We start from the raw sequence: 14,759 nt of genomic DNA on the forward strand, positions 1-14,759 counted from the left end.
CGAACCAGTTTCTGGCCTGAGGGCGCCGATCAACTCCGCATAACTATGAACTATTCCGACGACGCCAGCATCGCGATCAATTTGTCCGGCGGGCGGAATTTGCCTGGCTTTATGCCGAGCGGCGCCAAAGCGTCGAGCATCTCGAGTTTTTCGGTCGGGTCAGCGCGCAGGCAGATCTCTGTGCTCTGGAGCGTGGCATGACCGAGCCACAGCGCTACCTTGTGAATGTCGCGCGTCGCCTGAAGCATGTGCATGGCACAGCTGTGTCGTAGTACACGGGGTGATATCGACTTTGTCGCCAGCGTGGGCGCGACTCTGGCCGCGGCTGCGGCGTGTTTTTCGAGGATGTATTCGAAGCCGGAGCGCGTCATCATCCGGCCGGCGTTGTTCAGGAGGAACAGGGAGATGCCGCGCGTCCCCGCCGGTGCGTTTGGCGTCCGCGCGAGAACGAGATGGACGATGTTCTCGGCCATGTCGTGGTCACCGTACGATATGTAGATTTTGGTGCCTTTGATTGACCACGTCCCGTCGCCGCGAGGAAGAGCCTGCGTGCGGAGCGCGCCGACATCCGATCCAGCCTGCGGCTCGGTAAGGTTCATCGTGCCGGTCCAGGCCCCGGTTGCGAGGTGCGGCAGATACAGTGCCTGTTGGTCGGCCGACCCATGATGGACCAGCGCCTCAATTGCACCGACCGTTAGCGTCGGGCAAAGCGCGAAGCCTGTATTGGCTGTTCCGAGCAGTTCAAGCACGGCGGTCTGCAGCACGAAAGGCATTCCCTGGCCGCCATGTTCTATAGGAACGCCGATGGTCCCCCATCCGCCCTCGACATAGGCCTGATATGCGGAAGCACCCATCGGGCATGACGACGCCATCGTCAGTCCACCGCGCGCCAACGGTGTCACCGATCCCATTGATGGGACCCCAGACGCCAGCGGAGAATTCCCCGGCTCCCTCGAGGACGGCATCAACGACGTCATCGCGGGCGTCGGCAAATCGGTCGTGTTGAGCAAGGTCGTGTATGCGAGCGATCGTGTCGAGGACGAACCGGATCTCGGCGGTCGCGGATGAGGAGGGGGCCATACTTCGGTTCTTTCAAAGGTAATCGCGGGATCAGGCAGTCGGGAGCGAAGCGGACGCGATGGCCGTGTCCCGCAACGCTTTTTTGTCGACCTTGCCGATACTCGTTCTCGGTAGAACCTCACAAAAGTGGATCGCATCCGGGATGGCGTAGCGCGAGATCGCGCCCGTCTGTGCGCGTTCGGAAACCGCTTGCCGCAGCAATGCTTCCGTCACCGCCGGACCTGTGCTGCGCACGATGAACGCGATCGGCCGCTCGCCCCAACGGGGATCTGGAATACCGACAACGGTCGCCTCTGCCACGCCGGGGACGTCCATCAGGAGCGATTCCAATTCAAGCGACGAGACCCATTCGCCGCCCGTCTTGATGACGTCCTTCAACCGATCGACGATCCGAACCGCGCCGTCGGCATCGATCTCGGCAATGTCGCCGGTATGAAGGCGTCCGCCGTCCCACAGCGCATCGGAAGCGTGCTGCTGCGAGTAGCCCGATCGCGGCGGGTGCTAGGCGAACATTGACGGTCTGCAGGATCGCGCCAAGCATGGGGATGGCGAAATAGCATTCGAGATAGCGGTGACTGTCCCAATCCATCACCGCGACCGTATCCCCTGCCTGAACACCCAGCTGGGAGAGACCTGATGCCAGGCGGTGAACCCGCTCGACGAACTCGGCGTAACGAAATCGCCGCCCGTCGCTGACGATCTCCTCATTCGTCGTCTCCGCTTGGGGGAGCAATCGACGGATGAGGAGGGGATAGTCATATGCCTCTGCAGCGACCGTCTCGAGCAATCTTAGCTGCGTCATAACCTCTCCTAAGGCTTTGATGTTTTAGTTGGCTTTGGGTGTACTGAACGCGATGACGTAATCGCCGATGTCCTTCGAATGGGCAGCTCCGCCGACCGATACCAGCACGTACTGGCGTCCGGTTTTAGGTGAAATGTAGGTCATCGGTGTCGCGCTCGAGCCTACCGGCAGCCGGTAGCGCCAGACCTCCTTGCCATTCGATGTGTCGTAAGCGCGGAGATAGTAGTCCTGCGATCCCGCGAAGAAGAGCAGTCCCCCAGCGGTCACGCTGGTGCCGGCATAGGTCGGCATACCGATCGGCATAGGCAGGTGCGACTTGATCCCAAGCGGCCCCAATTCCTCGGCGGTTCCGGCCGGCACCTGCCACGCAATCTTGCGCGTGTTGAGGTCGATCGCGGTGATCGTGCCGAACGGGGGGCGGGAGCAGGGGACGCCCAATTTCGTCATCCACATCTGGATGTTGACGCCATACGGCGTGCCGAGCTGCGGCGATGGTCCGTGGCCGGTGCCATCCGGATGGTTTTTCTTGGCGAACTCCGTGAATTCCGGACGGGTCATCAGGCGGACGGTCATTGGCACGCGGACGTCGTTCATGAACACCCGGTTGTTGGGTACGTCGACCGACATGCTTCCCCAGTTCAGACCACCGAGGTTGCTCGGATGCTCGATCGACAGGGTCATGCCCGGGGCGTGAAATCGCCGCTGTAACGCGACTGACGGAAGGATATGCGGCAGGCGAGCTGGTCGAACATGGTCATGCCCCACATGCGACGTTCGTTCAGCGTCTCCGCGATCACCGGCATATCAACCGAATAAGGCTGGGTCGGCGACATCCGCTCACCCGGCACGCTGCCCGCCGACGACACGGGTTTTTCCACCACGCGGCTCAGCGGCTGACCAGTGGCTCGGTTCAGCAGGAATAGCTGACCCCGCTTGGTGGACAGCAGGAGCGCCGGAATATTGCCCCGCAGATTGACGAGGGCGGGTTGTGCGGGAAGGTCATAGTCCCACAGGTCGTGATGCACCGTCTGGAATTTCCAGCGCTCGCGGCCGGAGGTCACGTCGAGCGCGACAAGCGTCGAATTGTACTGGTCTGCCCATGGCTTGCGCTGCACGCCGTAATAGTCAGGCGTGGCGTTGCCGAGCGGGACATAGATCAGGCCGAGCTTGTCGTCATAGGCCGCAGTGGTCCACATGTTCGGCGTACCGCGTGTGTAGGTCTGGCCGGGAGGAGGCTCACGCGTGATCGCCGGGTTGCCCAAGTCCCATGCCCAGACGAGCTTGCCGGTCATTACGTCGAAGCCGCGGATGACGCCGGAGGGTTCACCAGTCTGTTCATTGTCGACCACCCAGCCACCGATCACGATGATGTTGCGCGCAACGAGCGGGGCGGAGGTCTGAAAGTAGAAGCCCGGCTTGACCGGTCCCATGCCCTCGGCGAGCGACACGGTGCCACCATTGCCGAAGCCGGGGCAAAGCTTGCCCGTCCTGGCGTCCAGCGCCATCAGACGTGCGTCGATGGTGGTCGCAATGAGACGCTGCTGGCATTCGCCCGTCATGCTCGCCGATTGGTAGAAGCCAAGCGAGCGACACCGCTGCCAAAACGGCGCCTTGGCATGCGGGTCGAAACGCCACTTGGTCGCACCGGTGTCTGGGTCGAGAGCAACAATGATGTTGTTGCGAGTGCAGCTGTAGAGGGTGTCCCCGATCTGTAGCGGCGTGTTCTGGTCGATGCCCGGGCCCTTGTCGCCGGTTCGGATCGTCCAGGCAGGCTTCAGCGTCGTGACATTGTCCCGATTGATCTTGTTGTAGGTCGCATACCGGAGCCCTGCGGTCGTCGCACCGTAGGATGTCCAATCCTGCGGCGCATTATTGCCCGCGCCCGGCGAGTAGTCTGCTGCTGCGATGGCGGACACGGTGGGATGCGGCACAAACGCCAATCCGAATAAGACGATGAATGCGACACCGCATGCCGCAGCGCTCAATCGAAACCCCTTGCGAGCTGCCCCCGTTATAATTGAGGGAAACAGTGCGAAGCCCAGACCAACGAGTGCAATGGGGGCGAGTAGGCGAGGAAAGAGGTCCCAGAACCGGAAACCGGCCTCGACGATCGACCAGATCACCGTGCCCGCCAATGCGGCCGCAAGAATCCAATTAGCCTCGCGCCGACCCTTGATCGCCAGAATAGCTGACGCGGCTAATGCAACGCCAAAGATCGTATAATAAAGGGATCCCCCGAGCGCAATCAACCAGAGACCAGATGCAGCCAAGGCTAAGCCAATTATAGTTAGAATAAACGCGTAGAGCTTCGCAATTTTAGACATCGGGGTGGCTCCGATCATATATGAGCAGGGCCAGCCGGCCCCGATTAATGGGCCAATCTTTAATCTGGCAAGTTCGCTCGAGACACCGCGATGCGGAGTTCACGCGCCACGGCGAGGTCCCGAGCTACACGATGCCGAGTGCAATTTGGTGAGATATTAAGGGCTTGTAACAGTCCTGAACCGATTAAGGCTGAACCTAATGCCGGAATGACGACACTTTCGATTATCATAGGAAGCTCGGTTTGTGTGAAGGCAGATCCTTCCTCACGGTCGCCTGCAATCTCGCCAGACAGGCGAGAAAATCGTTCAAATAGTGGCTGCAAAAGCGGGCTATGCGTGGCTGATAGCCATCCGATCAACTTGCCGATGCCGGTTTGTTCGAAGGTGTCGAAGACTAGATCGACCAGGTCGGCTTCGGCGATCACGCCGGCTTTCAAGGCGGATGTTCCCGTTCGCACCTCTGTCAGAAGCTGTTCAATCAGGCCATCTGCCACCGCCGCCTGCAGATTGGCTGCGGCGCCGAAATGATGAGTGATGCTTCCATGGGTCATGCCTAAAGCTGCAGCAACAGCCTGAAGCGTGATTGAGCTCGGCCCGTCCGTTACGAGGAGCTCACGTGCCGCGATGATCGCCTCGTGACGAAGTTCGTCAGGCTGGCGGCGCCGGCGCCGCGCTGGAGCGGTCACTATTGTCATCAATGACAATATGTGAGATACTTTGATGGCTGTCAATGATTTCCACGGGATGGGTCACATGTTCGACAACGGCAAAAGCCGGCCCCGCGGATGGGCCATCGTAATGGCGTACCGGTGAGAGCGATCAGGGAAGCAGGAGGACGCGGCGAGATGATAGGTCGCTTAACGCGCCACAGCGTGCGATATGCTGCGCTCGTATGTGCCACAACCGCGCAAGCGCAAAGTCAGTCCGGCCAGACGGTCAAAGCTTTAAGTTTCGATGCCGCACTTGCGCGCATAGATGATGCCTCGCCGGGACTATCCGGTGAGGATCATGCCGTCCGTGCAAGTGAGCTGATTGCTGGTGCTACCCGTAGCCTTCGTCGCCCGGTCGTCAGCGCTTCGGCCAGCGTCATCGAGTATCAGAAAACGTTATCCGTCGACCTTACCGGGCCGAAGGATAATGCCCAAAATGCCACAACCGATTTTCTGTCGCAGTTACCCGGCCAGTTTCCGGCGGGGCTGCAGCAGATCGTCGGCCAGGTCACGCAGCGGGTCGGTGCCGCGCTGCCTACAATATTCGGCGCGATCCCGGACACGCTGCAATATCAGACGCGCGACACGGTGTTCCGGCCGGCGATCACCGTCGCGATGCCGCTTTATACAGGCGGAGCGATCCCGGCGATACAGGCAGGAGCAGACGCTGCGGTCGATGTGGCGCGCGCCAAAAAGGCCGGCGGGCACGACGTGTCTCGTGTCGGCCTTGTTCGGGGCTATTTCGGACAGCAGGTCGCTGCACAACTGACGCACTCCACGCGTGAAACCCTTGAGGGGTTCGACCGGCATCTGTCCGATGCGAAGAAGCTCGAGCAGAACGGAGTCATCCCGCATGCCCGCGTTCTTCAGGTCCAGGTCGCGCGCGATGCCGCGGAGCGCGCTTATGTGCGGGCGCAGCTTGAAGAAGCGACGGCCGCCGATGCGCTCGCGCGATTGCTGGATCAGCCCGGGGGTGTGAATGCCCTGACACCGCTGTTCGTCAATTCGGCGCCACTACCGCCGGTCAGTGTGTTTATCGACGGCATCGATGCAACACCGCGAGCACGCGGCGCGGATGCCGCCCGCGACATCGCCCGTGCGGGCGTGGGCCTGGCGAAATCTCGTTACCGCCCCCAGGCTTTTGCGTTCGGTAGCTACAATGCCAACCGCGACAACGCACTGCCGACTGAACCCGATTGGGTGGCTGGCGTCAGCCTGCGATATACCCTGTTGTCGAACTTCGATCGCAAGAAGTCGCTCGATGCGGCCCGCGAGCAGGAGCGTGCGGCGGCCGATGCCGCTGCGCAGGCGCGTAAGGACGTGGCCAGCGAAATCGTTCGTGCCTGGAATCTGGTCGAAACCGCCCGGCGGTCTTTCCTGCTGCTCGACAGTAACCTTGCCGCAGCCCGGGAAAACCTGCGGGTCCAACGGGTTTCATTCTTCGAGGGTGAAGCCCCATCCTCGTCGCTTGTCGATGCCGAGGCGACGCTGGCCTCGACGCAAACCCAACGGATTGCGGCGGCCTATGAATATGACCTCGCGCTGGCGGGGTTGCTCGCGACCAGCCACCGGGTTGACGATTTCACCACCTATCTGGCGCGTGCCGATCGACGTTTGGGGGACGAGAAGTGAACGAAGAAACAGCCGCCCCGGCAAGGCGCAACACGCGGCCTATCGCGATCGTCGCGGGTGTGATCGTGGTGGTGGTCATCGTCCTGGGACTGTGGCTGGCGAGCCGTCCGGCGCCGGAGCAACTGCAGGGCATGGTCGACGCGGACGAGGTGAATGTCGGCACAAAAGCGCTCGCTCGCGTCGAGCGTTTGATTGCAGAGGAGGGGCAGCGCGTTCAGCCCGGCACGCTGCTCGCAACTCTGTCGAGCCCTGAGATCGCGGGCGGACAGGCGCAGGCGCAAGGTGCGCTCGATGCCGCACGCGCGGTTGCGTCGGAGACGAACGAGGGCGCGAGGTCGGAAGACATCGCAACGCTGCGCTCGACATGGCAGGCCGCTCAGGCGGCCGCGGATTTGGCAGCGGTGACGAGCCGGCGTACCGCCAATCTATATGCGCAAGGGGTGGTGGCAGCCCAGCGCCGGGATGAGGCAGCGGCAGCGCGCGACAGCAGCGCCCGCAACGCCGAAGCTGCGCGTCAGCAATATTTGAAGGCGCTGGCAGGAGCACGTCCGCAGAATAAACAGGCGGCGAACGCTCAGGTGCGCATTGCCGAAGCCGCACTGCGCACCGCCAACGCCTTGGACCGTGAAACGCAATTATTCTCGCCGATTGCCGGTGAAGTTGCCCGCAAGCTGGTGCAGCCAGGCGAAGTCGTCAGCCCCGTCATCCCCGCCTATCAGGTCATCGACATCGATCACCCTTGGGTCGCGCTGAACCTGCGGGAGGACCGTTACCATGGTCTCGGGATTGGCTCCGTGCTGCACGGTCACATACCTGCGCTGCAACGCGATGCCGACTTCAAGGTCTATCTGGTTGCGCCGCGCGGCGACTTCGCGACTTGGCGCGCCACGCGCGAAGCGTCCGGCTATGACGTGCGAACCTTCGAGATCCGGCTGCATCCGGTCAGTCCGATCGAAAAGCTTCGTCCGGGAATGAGCGTCCTGTTCGACTGGCCACAATGAGCGCTTTTCGCCGGGCTCTGACGCGCGAGGTGCATCATCTGCGCCGCGACCGCTGGGATCTTGCAGGGATTACGCTGCTGCCCGGATTCCTCATTTTCATCGTCGCGGCCCTGTTCTGGCAGGGCCCACTTCGCCAGGTGCCGCTGGGGATCGTGGACGGCGACGGTAGCACGGCCAGCCGAGCAGTCATCCGGGCGCTCGACGCCTCGCCCCTCATTCGGTTCGGCGGGTATTATCCGGGGAGGTCGACGCCGTTCGTGCGGTCCGCTCCGGCAAGATCATGGGGTTTGCACACATCCCGGCGGGGCTCGGCGAAAGCGTGGCCCGGCACCGCGAGCCAGTCGTCCGCATCCTCTACAACGGAAGTTTCCTGACCGCAGGGGGGCAGGTCGCTCGTGCGGCTGAAGAGGCGGTGACCGAAGCGCTCCCTGAGATCGCCGCCAATCAGCTGCCCAATCATGCGGTACCAGCGAGCCGCGTCCGGCGTCTCGCCGTCGAGGCGACGCCGCTGGGCAACGCGCCGTCGAGCTTTGAATGGTTCTTAGGATTGTTGATCTTCCCGGCGGTTCTGCATCTGATCGCGGCTTGCGTTTGCGCCATGGCGATTGGCCGCGAACTGAAGGGAAAGTCGCTGTCCGAATGGGCGAGGGCAAGCGGCGGGGTTGCCCCGGCGATGGCCGGCAAAATGCTGCCCTATGTCCTCGCAATTAGCGGCTGGGGCCTCGCCTGGCTCCTCTACCTGACCCTTGCGCGCGGTTGGCGTATTGAGGGGAGCATCCTTCTGATCGCGTGCGGCCAGACGCTGTTCTACGCCGCGACGGCTGCCGTCGCCGCACTCCTCGTGGCGGTGACGAGCGAGACAGCTACGGCGCTGTCTGCCAGCGCCGTCTATGCCGGATCGGCCCTTGCCTATTCGGGCGCGACGCTGCCGTTGAACGGCGGAAATGCATTCGCCCGCACCTGGAGTAACGTGCTGCCGCTCACCCATTATATCGCGCTTCAGATGGGGCAGGTCAGTGGTCAGGCGGTCGCGGCAGCCGTCGCGCCGATGGTCTCGCTGATGGCCTACGTCGTCATCGCGGGCGGCGGGGCGCTGGCTTTCATCATGGTAAGGGCGCGGCGGGTATGACCTTCGATAGGGCCTTCCTCTCGACGTGGCACACCATTCTTACGTCGAAAACGCTGCTTAGTACGATGCTGCTCGCGGTCGTCCTGTATGCCTTCTACTATCCCGCGCCTTATTCCCATGAGGCACCGCGCAAGCTGCCCGTGGTCGTAGTCGATCAGGATGACAGCGCCCTCAGCCGAACCATGATCCTGGACCTGGATGCCACCCGCGCGATCGGTGTCGTGAATGTGGTCGGCAATCTTGCTACCGCCAAGGCAGATATGCGGGAGGGTAAGGCCGATGGGGTCATCCTGATCTCCGACGGTTTGGAGCGCCAGCTGCGTGCCGGAACGCCTGGCTCCGGGATCGCCGTTTGGGTCAATGCAACCTATCTGCTGCGCGCGAGCACGATCGGTGAGGTGGTGACCGCAGTTATCCAGAATATCGCGAAAACTCGCCTTATACCGGGCGGGCAGGCCAGTCGCGGCGGTCCGCCCGTCACGGTCGTCAAAGAACCGCTTTTCAATCGAACGGGCGGCTACAAGGGCTACGTCTTCCCGTCCGTGGCGGTCATTATCATCCAGCAGACCCTGCTCTTCGGTGTCGCGACCTTCATGGGCGGTCGCCGACGGGCGGGGGCATGGCGGATGGAGGCGTCGGAGTTCGGCGGTACCCTGGCGGCCTTCTCATCAGTCGGCATTCTGGGCTGCTACTTCCTGTTCGGTCTGATCTTCTGGCTGCAAGGAGTTCCGGTGGACGGCAACGTCCTAGGTATGATTATTGTCGTGCCGATCTTCGCCGTAGCTGTCGCTGCGCTGGGACTGTTGGTGGGCAGTGTATTCGACCGGGGCGAGCGGGCGACATACATGCTTGGTCCAACCTCGGTTCCGTTCTTCTTCCTCACCGGCGCTACCTATCCGCTCGATCAGATGCCGGGTTTCGTGTCAGTCTTTTCCCACCTGATACCCTCGACGTCGGGGGTGCACACCTTTGTCCCTCTCAACCAGATGCGCGCCACGCTTGGAGACGTCGCACTGCCGCTGCTGATGCTGGTGGCGCTGGCCATCGGCTATTCCGCGCTCGCGTATCTCCGGATCGTCATCTTCGCGCCGCGCTCGGTAACAGGGCATGCCTGAGCGAACGCAAGGCCAATATTCCGACTGAACCGGCGCTGCGGCGCCAGGACCCAAATCAGGAGCAATGCGTGACGGACCATATCACGGAGAACACGGCGGGCGGTATTCTGACGCTCGTCATGAACCGCCCCGACAAGAAGAATGCGCTGACGGACGTCATGTACGGCGTGCTCGCCGACCGGATCGATGCGGCGCGCAACGACCCGGCCATCCGGGTTATCGTCCTACGTGGAGAGGGCGACATATTCACCGCCGGCAACGATGTGATGGAATTTGCATCGAGCAAGCCAGGTAATCTGACCAATGTCCTCCGCTTCATTCAGGCGATTGCCGAGACGGACAAGCCGCTAATCGCGGCTGTTCAGGGACGGGCTGTGGGCATCGGCACGACCATGCTCTTGCACTGCGATTACGTCATCCTCGCCGATGACGCTGTGTTGTCTACTCCCTTCGTGAACCTGGGCCTTGTTCCCGAAGCGGGGGCTAGCCTGTTGCTTCCGGCCCGTATCGGTCATCTTCGCGCTTTTGCTATGCTCGCGCTGGGTGAAATGGTTGGAGCACAGGATGCTATCGCCTGGGGCCTTGCCACAGCAACTGTCCCGGCGGGTGATCTTGTCGCGTCGGTTGAAGCAGCGTAAGCGCCGACGGAAGGTGGCGTTGACGCGGCCTGTCAAGCTTTCCGGCGTGTCCGCGGCGCCCATTTTTTCGCGAGTGCTTCCAGCCTTGCCTCGATCAGGGGGATATCGGGCTGGGCGTTGGGATCATGGTCGTCGCCGAGGGTATCGAGCGCTTCTTCATGATATTCATGCTGGGGGTCGCCGAGCGCTTCGAGCTTTTCGGCATAGCCCCATGGTCCGCCACAGTCCTCAGGCGGGCGCATGCCTACTGCATCGAGGATGAGTGGATATGTCAGGTGCGGGCTGGCCGCGCTGACGCGCTCGATCTTGACGCTATGCTCCCAGGCGTCGCCAAAGTCGTAGAGATATCGGAAGGTCTTGCGCCTCGTATCCGCCAGGACCTGGGCGAGAGTGGCCTTACGGGCGTCGAGCGGCCCGTCGAAGCCATATTCAGGATCAGGGATGCCGAAGCCGGTCTGCCCGAAGCTCATTTCCCACAGGTGAAAGTCCGTCCACGAGAAGGCGGTCTGGATGACGGTGTGCAGACGGTCGAGGCGGATATTGAGCGGCACCTCCAGCGTTCGGCTGACGGCCGGCGTGACATCGTCCAGCGTAATCTTTATCCGCACCACAGTGCCGTTGCTCACGCAGCCTTCTCCAGATCGTTGCTCAGCTTTGATGCCTGCCATCTCCAGGGTAAAAAGTCATCGATCCGATTGATCGGGTAGTTACCGATGCGCTCGATGACGTCTGTGAACCACGCCTCAGGCTCGACGCCGTTGAGCCGGCATGTGCCGGCCAGGGAGTAAAAGAGCGCGGCGGCCTCTCCACCCTTCATAGAGCCGACGAACAACCAGTTTCGGCGACCTAGAGCGACCCCGCGCAGGGCGTTTTCCACCAGATTGTTGCTGATCTCGAGCCGACCGTCATCGCAGTAACGGATCATGGCCTGCCAGCGGTTGAGCGGATAGCGACACGCACGCGCCAGATTGCTGTCGGAAGACAGACCTCGGTTCTGGGTTTCGAGCCAGGCGCGCAAAGCCTCCAGCTTCGGCACCGCCTTGATCTGGCGGATACGTCTTCGCTCATCGGGTGGCGCACCCTTGATATCGCGCTCGATGGCGAAGAGTTCGGCGATCCTCACGACCGCCTCCGCCGCAATCGGTGACGGGCTCTTTTCCAGTATGTCGGTAAATTTCCTGCGACTGTGACTCCAGCATCCTACTTCGACGATGTCCCTGGGCGCTTTGGTCTTGGGGTCACGGTAAAGCGCATTGTATCCGGCAAAGCCGTCTGCCTGTAGATAGCCCTGGTAATCAGCCAGATGTTCCGCCGGATGCCCAGCACCAGCAGCAGGTCCGCGCTCTGCGTCACCATATTGCCGCCGCGATCTCCGACCGTGCCGGGACGGCCGGCATAGAGGGGATGGTCGTTCCAGAGCGCGTCATGGGCATTCCAGCCGGTCACCACCGGCACGCCCAGTCGTTCGATCAGAGCGAGAAAGTCGCGATGGGCGCCTGACAGGCGAACGCCGCCGCCAGCAAAGACCACTGGCCGTTCCGCCTTTTGCAGGCGGTCCAGAATGTCGCGGGAAATCTGGTCAAGATTGGCGGCGCGCCAGGGTTCGTCCAGTTCGGCAGGGTCGAAGCCCGCCAGGCTGTCGGGATCGATCTTCGAGGCCTGCACATCGAGCGGGATATCGATCCAGACCGGGCCGGGTCTGCCCCTGGTCGCCAGATGCAATGCCTTTTCCATATGATAGCGGATCGACTGCGGGTCGTTCACCATCACGGCATATTTCGTGACGGGACGCACCAGCTCCTCGATATCGAGCTCCTGGTCGCCAAGCTGGCGCAGGGGCAGGCCGGTCGAGCGCACGGTCGTTTCGCGCTTTACCTGACCTGAAATCACCAGCATCGGAATGGAATCGACATAGGCGCCATAATGCCCACAGGATGAGGAAGATGAGGCCGGGGCGCAGGAAATGGCCGACCGTAAGGCCAAAGCTCGGCGTCACCGGGCGGCCGCTGAGCCAGCCATTGGTGCTGATCTCGATGATCGTGGCGATCGGAATGTCGCCCACCAGGCATAGCAGATAGGTGCAGGTGATCGCGATCCTGGGACCCGCGCCCTCCCATTTTTCCAGGAGGACGAGGAAGAGCAGGAACAGCTGGGTATAGCCGCCGGGCGACTGGGTGACGAGATAGGCGCCCAGGAGGAGGATGCCGATCCGTGCGCGGCTGAGTGCCGTGGGTTGAAGCCAGGCACCGGCAAGGGCGAGGAGGGCGATCAGCTGACTGGCACGGATCAGCAGCGGGACGGCATATTCGATCCCCTCGACCAGGCGCGAAGGCACCAGATCGAGCAACGGGATCGGCGAGGCCTTGCGGATCGTCAGCAGCCGCGCGTAGCTGGTCGAATAATTGACCTCGTTCCAGACCTGGCCGCTCTGGAAGACAACCCAGTTGCCTGCCCAGGCCGACAGCAGGATCGGCAGGCGCAAAAGGCCCTTGGCCGAGCCGGCAAGGCCCGAGAGCGCGAAGGAGAGGAGGGTGCGAAAGCCGTTCTTCGTTTCCCCTGCGGCCCGTTCAGGCCGGTCGAACGGGATGAGCGCGAGCGAAAAGCCGCTTTCCACAACCATGCCGCGGAAAAAGGGCTCGGGCTCGTTCCAGCGCCTGAGCGACTCCACGACTGCCCGATCGAACAGGCCAAAGCCGGTCGCATTGGGAATGACGGGATAGTCGGCGAAACGGCCGAGCAGGCCGTAGACCTCATAGAGGGCCTGCGCGAAGCGATAGTCGCGATACAGGTCGAGATAGCGACCCGACACTTGCGACAGGCCCGCGACATTGGGGCCGGCAGCCCCGGTGCTCGGCGCAGCACTGCGGGCGATCTGGGCGCGCAGTTCGGCCACCTCCGACTGGAGCGCCCTGAGTGCGGGATTTTCATCGCCCTGGAACTGGCGCGCGGTCCGGAGCTCGACCAGCTTGGCCTGCAATTGCGCCTGGAGGCCTGCGCGCAGTGACAGTTCCGATCCAAGCTGCGCTTCGGGTGCGGCAAGATTGTTGCTCTGGCGGAAGGCGTTAAGCGCAGCTTCGGCCTTGGTCACGCGTTGTGCAGCCTCCTTGAAGCGCTTTTCCACAATGCCGCGCTTGCGCTGCACGCGATCATTGCCGAGCGCGTTGAGGCGTGTGGTGATCGCCGCGACATAGGCGCGGGTCAGCCGTTCGGACTCAGCGGCATCATGGGTTCGCACCTCGATCTCGATCATGCCGCCGGTCAGCGAATGAATGTCGACCTTGTGCGCCAGCGCCTTGCGCGCCGCGCGAACCGAGCCATAGGCCTGGGGGGCGTCGAGTTTCAGGAAGCCGATGACCATGTCGGTCACTTCGGGGGTCCGCGATACGGCCAGATACATGTCGATCGGCTGCTTTGCGCCGCCCAGTAGCGAGGCGAAACTGCCAAGCTGTCCGCCCAGTGCGTTCATCATCGAGTTGAGGCCGATGCTGCTGCTGTCCTGAGGTACGATCTTGGCGCGGGCGACATAGGGTTGCGGAAGGACGCTGAGCAGCGCGCAGGCTGCGGCACCCAGGGCATAATCGTCGGGAATGGCGCTGGTCGTGGGCGCCGTGAAATCACGGGCCTCGGGCACCAGCAGATCGGCGCCAAACCGGTGCAGCGGCTTGCCGACAATATCGGACACATAGGTCTCGAACTCGTTTGGCGGCGAAGGTTGGGGCTGGTCAGAAGCCGTACGATTGGGGATCGGCCCCGTTGCGGGCGCCGCAGGTTCGGGGCGTGTCCGCTCGATGATGGCGGGCTGGAACGGCGCGGGTGACGATGCGGCAGGCACCGACACGTCGGTCCGTGCGCGTGCGGCGCCTGCCGTGCCGTCGCCTTGCGCGCCTCCGCCGATTGGAGAAGTGAGCTGGGCCTGAACCGGCAGGGCCGCGATCGCAAGGGACAGGGGTGCGCTCGCAAGCAGAAGAGAACGAGAAAGGGTCATGCGGTCTGGAGTTCCGGCCGGACGAGATCATCGAGAAGCAGCGGAGACAGGGCGTTGCTCATGAGGGCATGGGTCTGCGCTGAATGGGCGAGCAGAACGCCCGGGGAGGGGGAGCCGACGCGAAAGGGCTTCCCGTCCCAATGGGTCGCGACACCGCCTGCCTCGCTCAGGAAGAGTATGCCTGCGGCATGATCCCAGGGCAGGATGCGCTGGAAGAGGGCAGCATCATTGCGCCCGAGCACCAGCCGCGCATAGCTTTCGGCCGCACATCGCGGAATGGGCTCGAGGTCGAACAGCCGGGCCGCCTCCGCATGGATTGCGCCACGCTGGGCTGGGGCCATGA

Annotated in this window: 14 protein-coding genes and 2 pseudogenes; 5 read left to right on the forward strand and 11 right to left on the reverse strand. The window is 62.6% G+C overall.

What is annotated here, in order from left to right:
• Positions 1–50 precede the first annotated feature (50 nt).
• The 6 genes and pseudogenes from ACFOKF_RS10090 to ACFOKF_RS10120 form a co-directional block, all read right to left on the reverse strand.
• Positions 51–374 (reverse strand): tyrosine-type recombinase/integrase, encoded by a 324-nt coding sequence (locus ACFOKF_RS10090; RefSeq protein ID WP_313231477.1) that lies wholly within the window; start codon positions 372–374, stop codon positions 51–53.
• 15 nt (positions 375–389) lie between these two features.
• A pseudogene (locus tag ACFOKF_RS10095) lies at positions 390–1,080 on the reverse strand (acyl-CoA dehydrogenase family protein); the annotation flags it as partial.
• Between the two features lie 30 nt (positions 1,081–1,110).
• A complete protein-coding gene (locus ACFOKF_RS10100) occupies positions 1,111–1,458 on the reverse strand; it encodes an AMP-binding enzyme (protein WP_313231431.1) in 348 nt (115 codons plus the stop codon).
• Positions 1,412–1,882, reverse strand: a complete 471-nt coding sequence (locus tag ACFOKF_RS10105) for an AMP-binding protein (protein WP_380795437.1) — start codon at positions 1,880–1,882, stop codon at positions 1,412–1,414. The genes ACFOKF_RS10100 and ACFOKF_RS10105 overlap by 47 nt, the downstream gene beginning before the upstream one ends.
• Before the next feature lie 24 nt (positions 1,883–1,906).
• A pseudogene (locus tag ACFOKF_RS10115) lies at positions 1,907–4,224 on the reverse strand (membrane-bound PQQ-dependent dehydrogenase, glucose/quinate/shikimate family).
• A gap of 41 nt (positions 4,225–4,265) precedes the next feature.
• Positions 4,266–4,937, reverse strand: coding sequence for a TetR/AcrR family transcriptional regulator (locus ACFOKF_RS10120; protein ID WP_313231434.1), 672 nt, complete (start codon positions 4,935–4,937; stop codon positions 4,266–4,268).
• 141 nt (positions 4,938–5,078) lie between these two features.
• Between ACFOKF_RS10120 and ACFOKF_RS10125 the strand changes: the two genes are divergently transcribed.
• The 5 genes from ACFOKF_RS10125 (at position 5,079) to ACFOKF_RS10145 (ending at position 10,431) form a co-directional block, all read left to right on the forward strand.
• The gene (locus ACFOKF_RS10125; protein ID WP_314716350.1) at positions 5,079–6,548 is read left to right on the forward strand and encodes a TolC family protein; all 1,470 of its coding nucleotides are present in this window, start codon (positions 5,079–5,081) and stop codon (positions 6,546–6,548) included.
• Entirely contained in the window at positions 6,545–7,549 is a 1,005-nt protein-coding gene (locus ACFOKF_RS10130; protein ID WP_313231437.1) for an HlyD family secretion protein, read from the forward strand. Before ACFOKF_RS10125 ends, ACFOKF_RS10130 begins: the two co-directional genes overlap by 4 nt.
• Positions 7,550–7,829: 280 nt before the next feature.
• Positions 7,830–8,678: an ABC transporter permease gene (locus ACFOKF_RS10135; RefSeq protein WP_380795442.1), complete on the forward strand. Its 849-nt coding sequence runs from the start codon at positions 7,830–7,832 to the stop codon at positions 8,676–8,678.
• The gene (locus tag ACFOKF_RS10140) at positions 8,675–9,793 is read left to right on the forward strand and encodes an ABC transporter permease (protein ID WP_313231440.1); all 1,119 of its coding nucleotides are present in this window, start codon (positions 8,675–8,677) and stop codon (positions 9,791–9,793) included. Before ACFOKF_RS10135 ends, ACFOKF_RS10140 begins: the two co-directional genes overlap by 4 nt.
• 68 nt (positions 9,794–9,861) lie before the next feature.
• Positions 9,862–10,431, forward strand: a complete 570-nt coding sequence (locus ACFOKF_RS10145) for an enoyl-CoA hydratase-related protein (RefSeq protein WP_313231441.1) — start codon at positions 9,862–9,864, stop codon at positions 10,429–10,431.
• Between the two features lie 32 nt (positions 10,432–10,463).
• Here the strand turns inward: ACFOKF_RS10145 and ACFOKF_RS10150 are convergent, their stop codons facing one another.
• Genes ACFOKF_RS10150 through ACFOKF_RS10170 form a run of 5 tightly spaced genes read right to left on the reverse strand, consistent with a single transcriptional unit; the run spans position 10,464 to position 14,757 of the window.
• Entirely contained in the window at positions 10,464–11,057 is a 594-nt protein-coding gene (locus tag ACFOKF_RS10150) for a plasmid pRiA4b ORF-3 family protein (RefSeq protein ID WP_313231443.1), read from the reverse strand.
• Positions 11,054–11,734: an IS66 family transposase gene (gene tnpC / locus ACFOKF_RS10155; RefSeq protein WP_313231478.1), complete on the reverse strand. Its 681-nt coding sequence runs from the start codon at positions 11,732–11,734 to the stop codon at positions 11,054–11,056. Before tnpC ends, ACFOKF_RS10150 begins: the two co-directional genes overlap by 4 nt.
• On the reverse strand, positions 11,632–12,096 hold the full coding sequence (locus ACFOKF_RS10160; protein ID WP_380795443.1) for a hypothetical protein: 465 nt from the start codon (positions 12,094–12,096) through the stop codon (positions 11,632–11,634). Before ACFOKF_RS10160 ends, tnpC begins: the two co-directional genes overlap by 103 nt.
• Positions 12,011–14,416 (reverse strand): hypothetical protein, encoded by a 2,406-nt coding sequence (locus tag ACFOKF_RS10165; RefSeq protein WP_380795444.1) that lies wholly within the window; start codon positions 14,414–14,416, stop codon positions 12,011–12,013. The genes ACFOKF_RS10160 and ACFOKF_RS10165 overlap by 86 nt, the downstream gene beginning before the upstream one ends.
• A complete protein-coding gene (locus tag ACFOKF_RS10170; RefSeq protein WP_313231451.1) occupies positions 14,413–14,757 on the reverse strand; it encodes an inositol monophosphatase family protein in 345 nt (114 codons plus the stop codon). The genes ACFOKF_RS10165 and ACFOKF_RS10170 overlap by 4 nt, the downstream gene beginning before the upstream one ends.
• Positions 14,758–14,759 lie beyond the last annotated feature (2 nt).

This window comes from Sphingobium rhizovicinum (assembly GCF_042647625.1).
In the GTDB taxonomy this organism is placed as follows: Bacteria; Pseudomonadota; Alphaproteobacteria; order Sphingomonadales; family Sphingomonadaceae; genus Sphingobium; species Sphingobium rhizovicinum.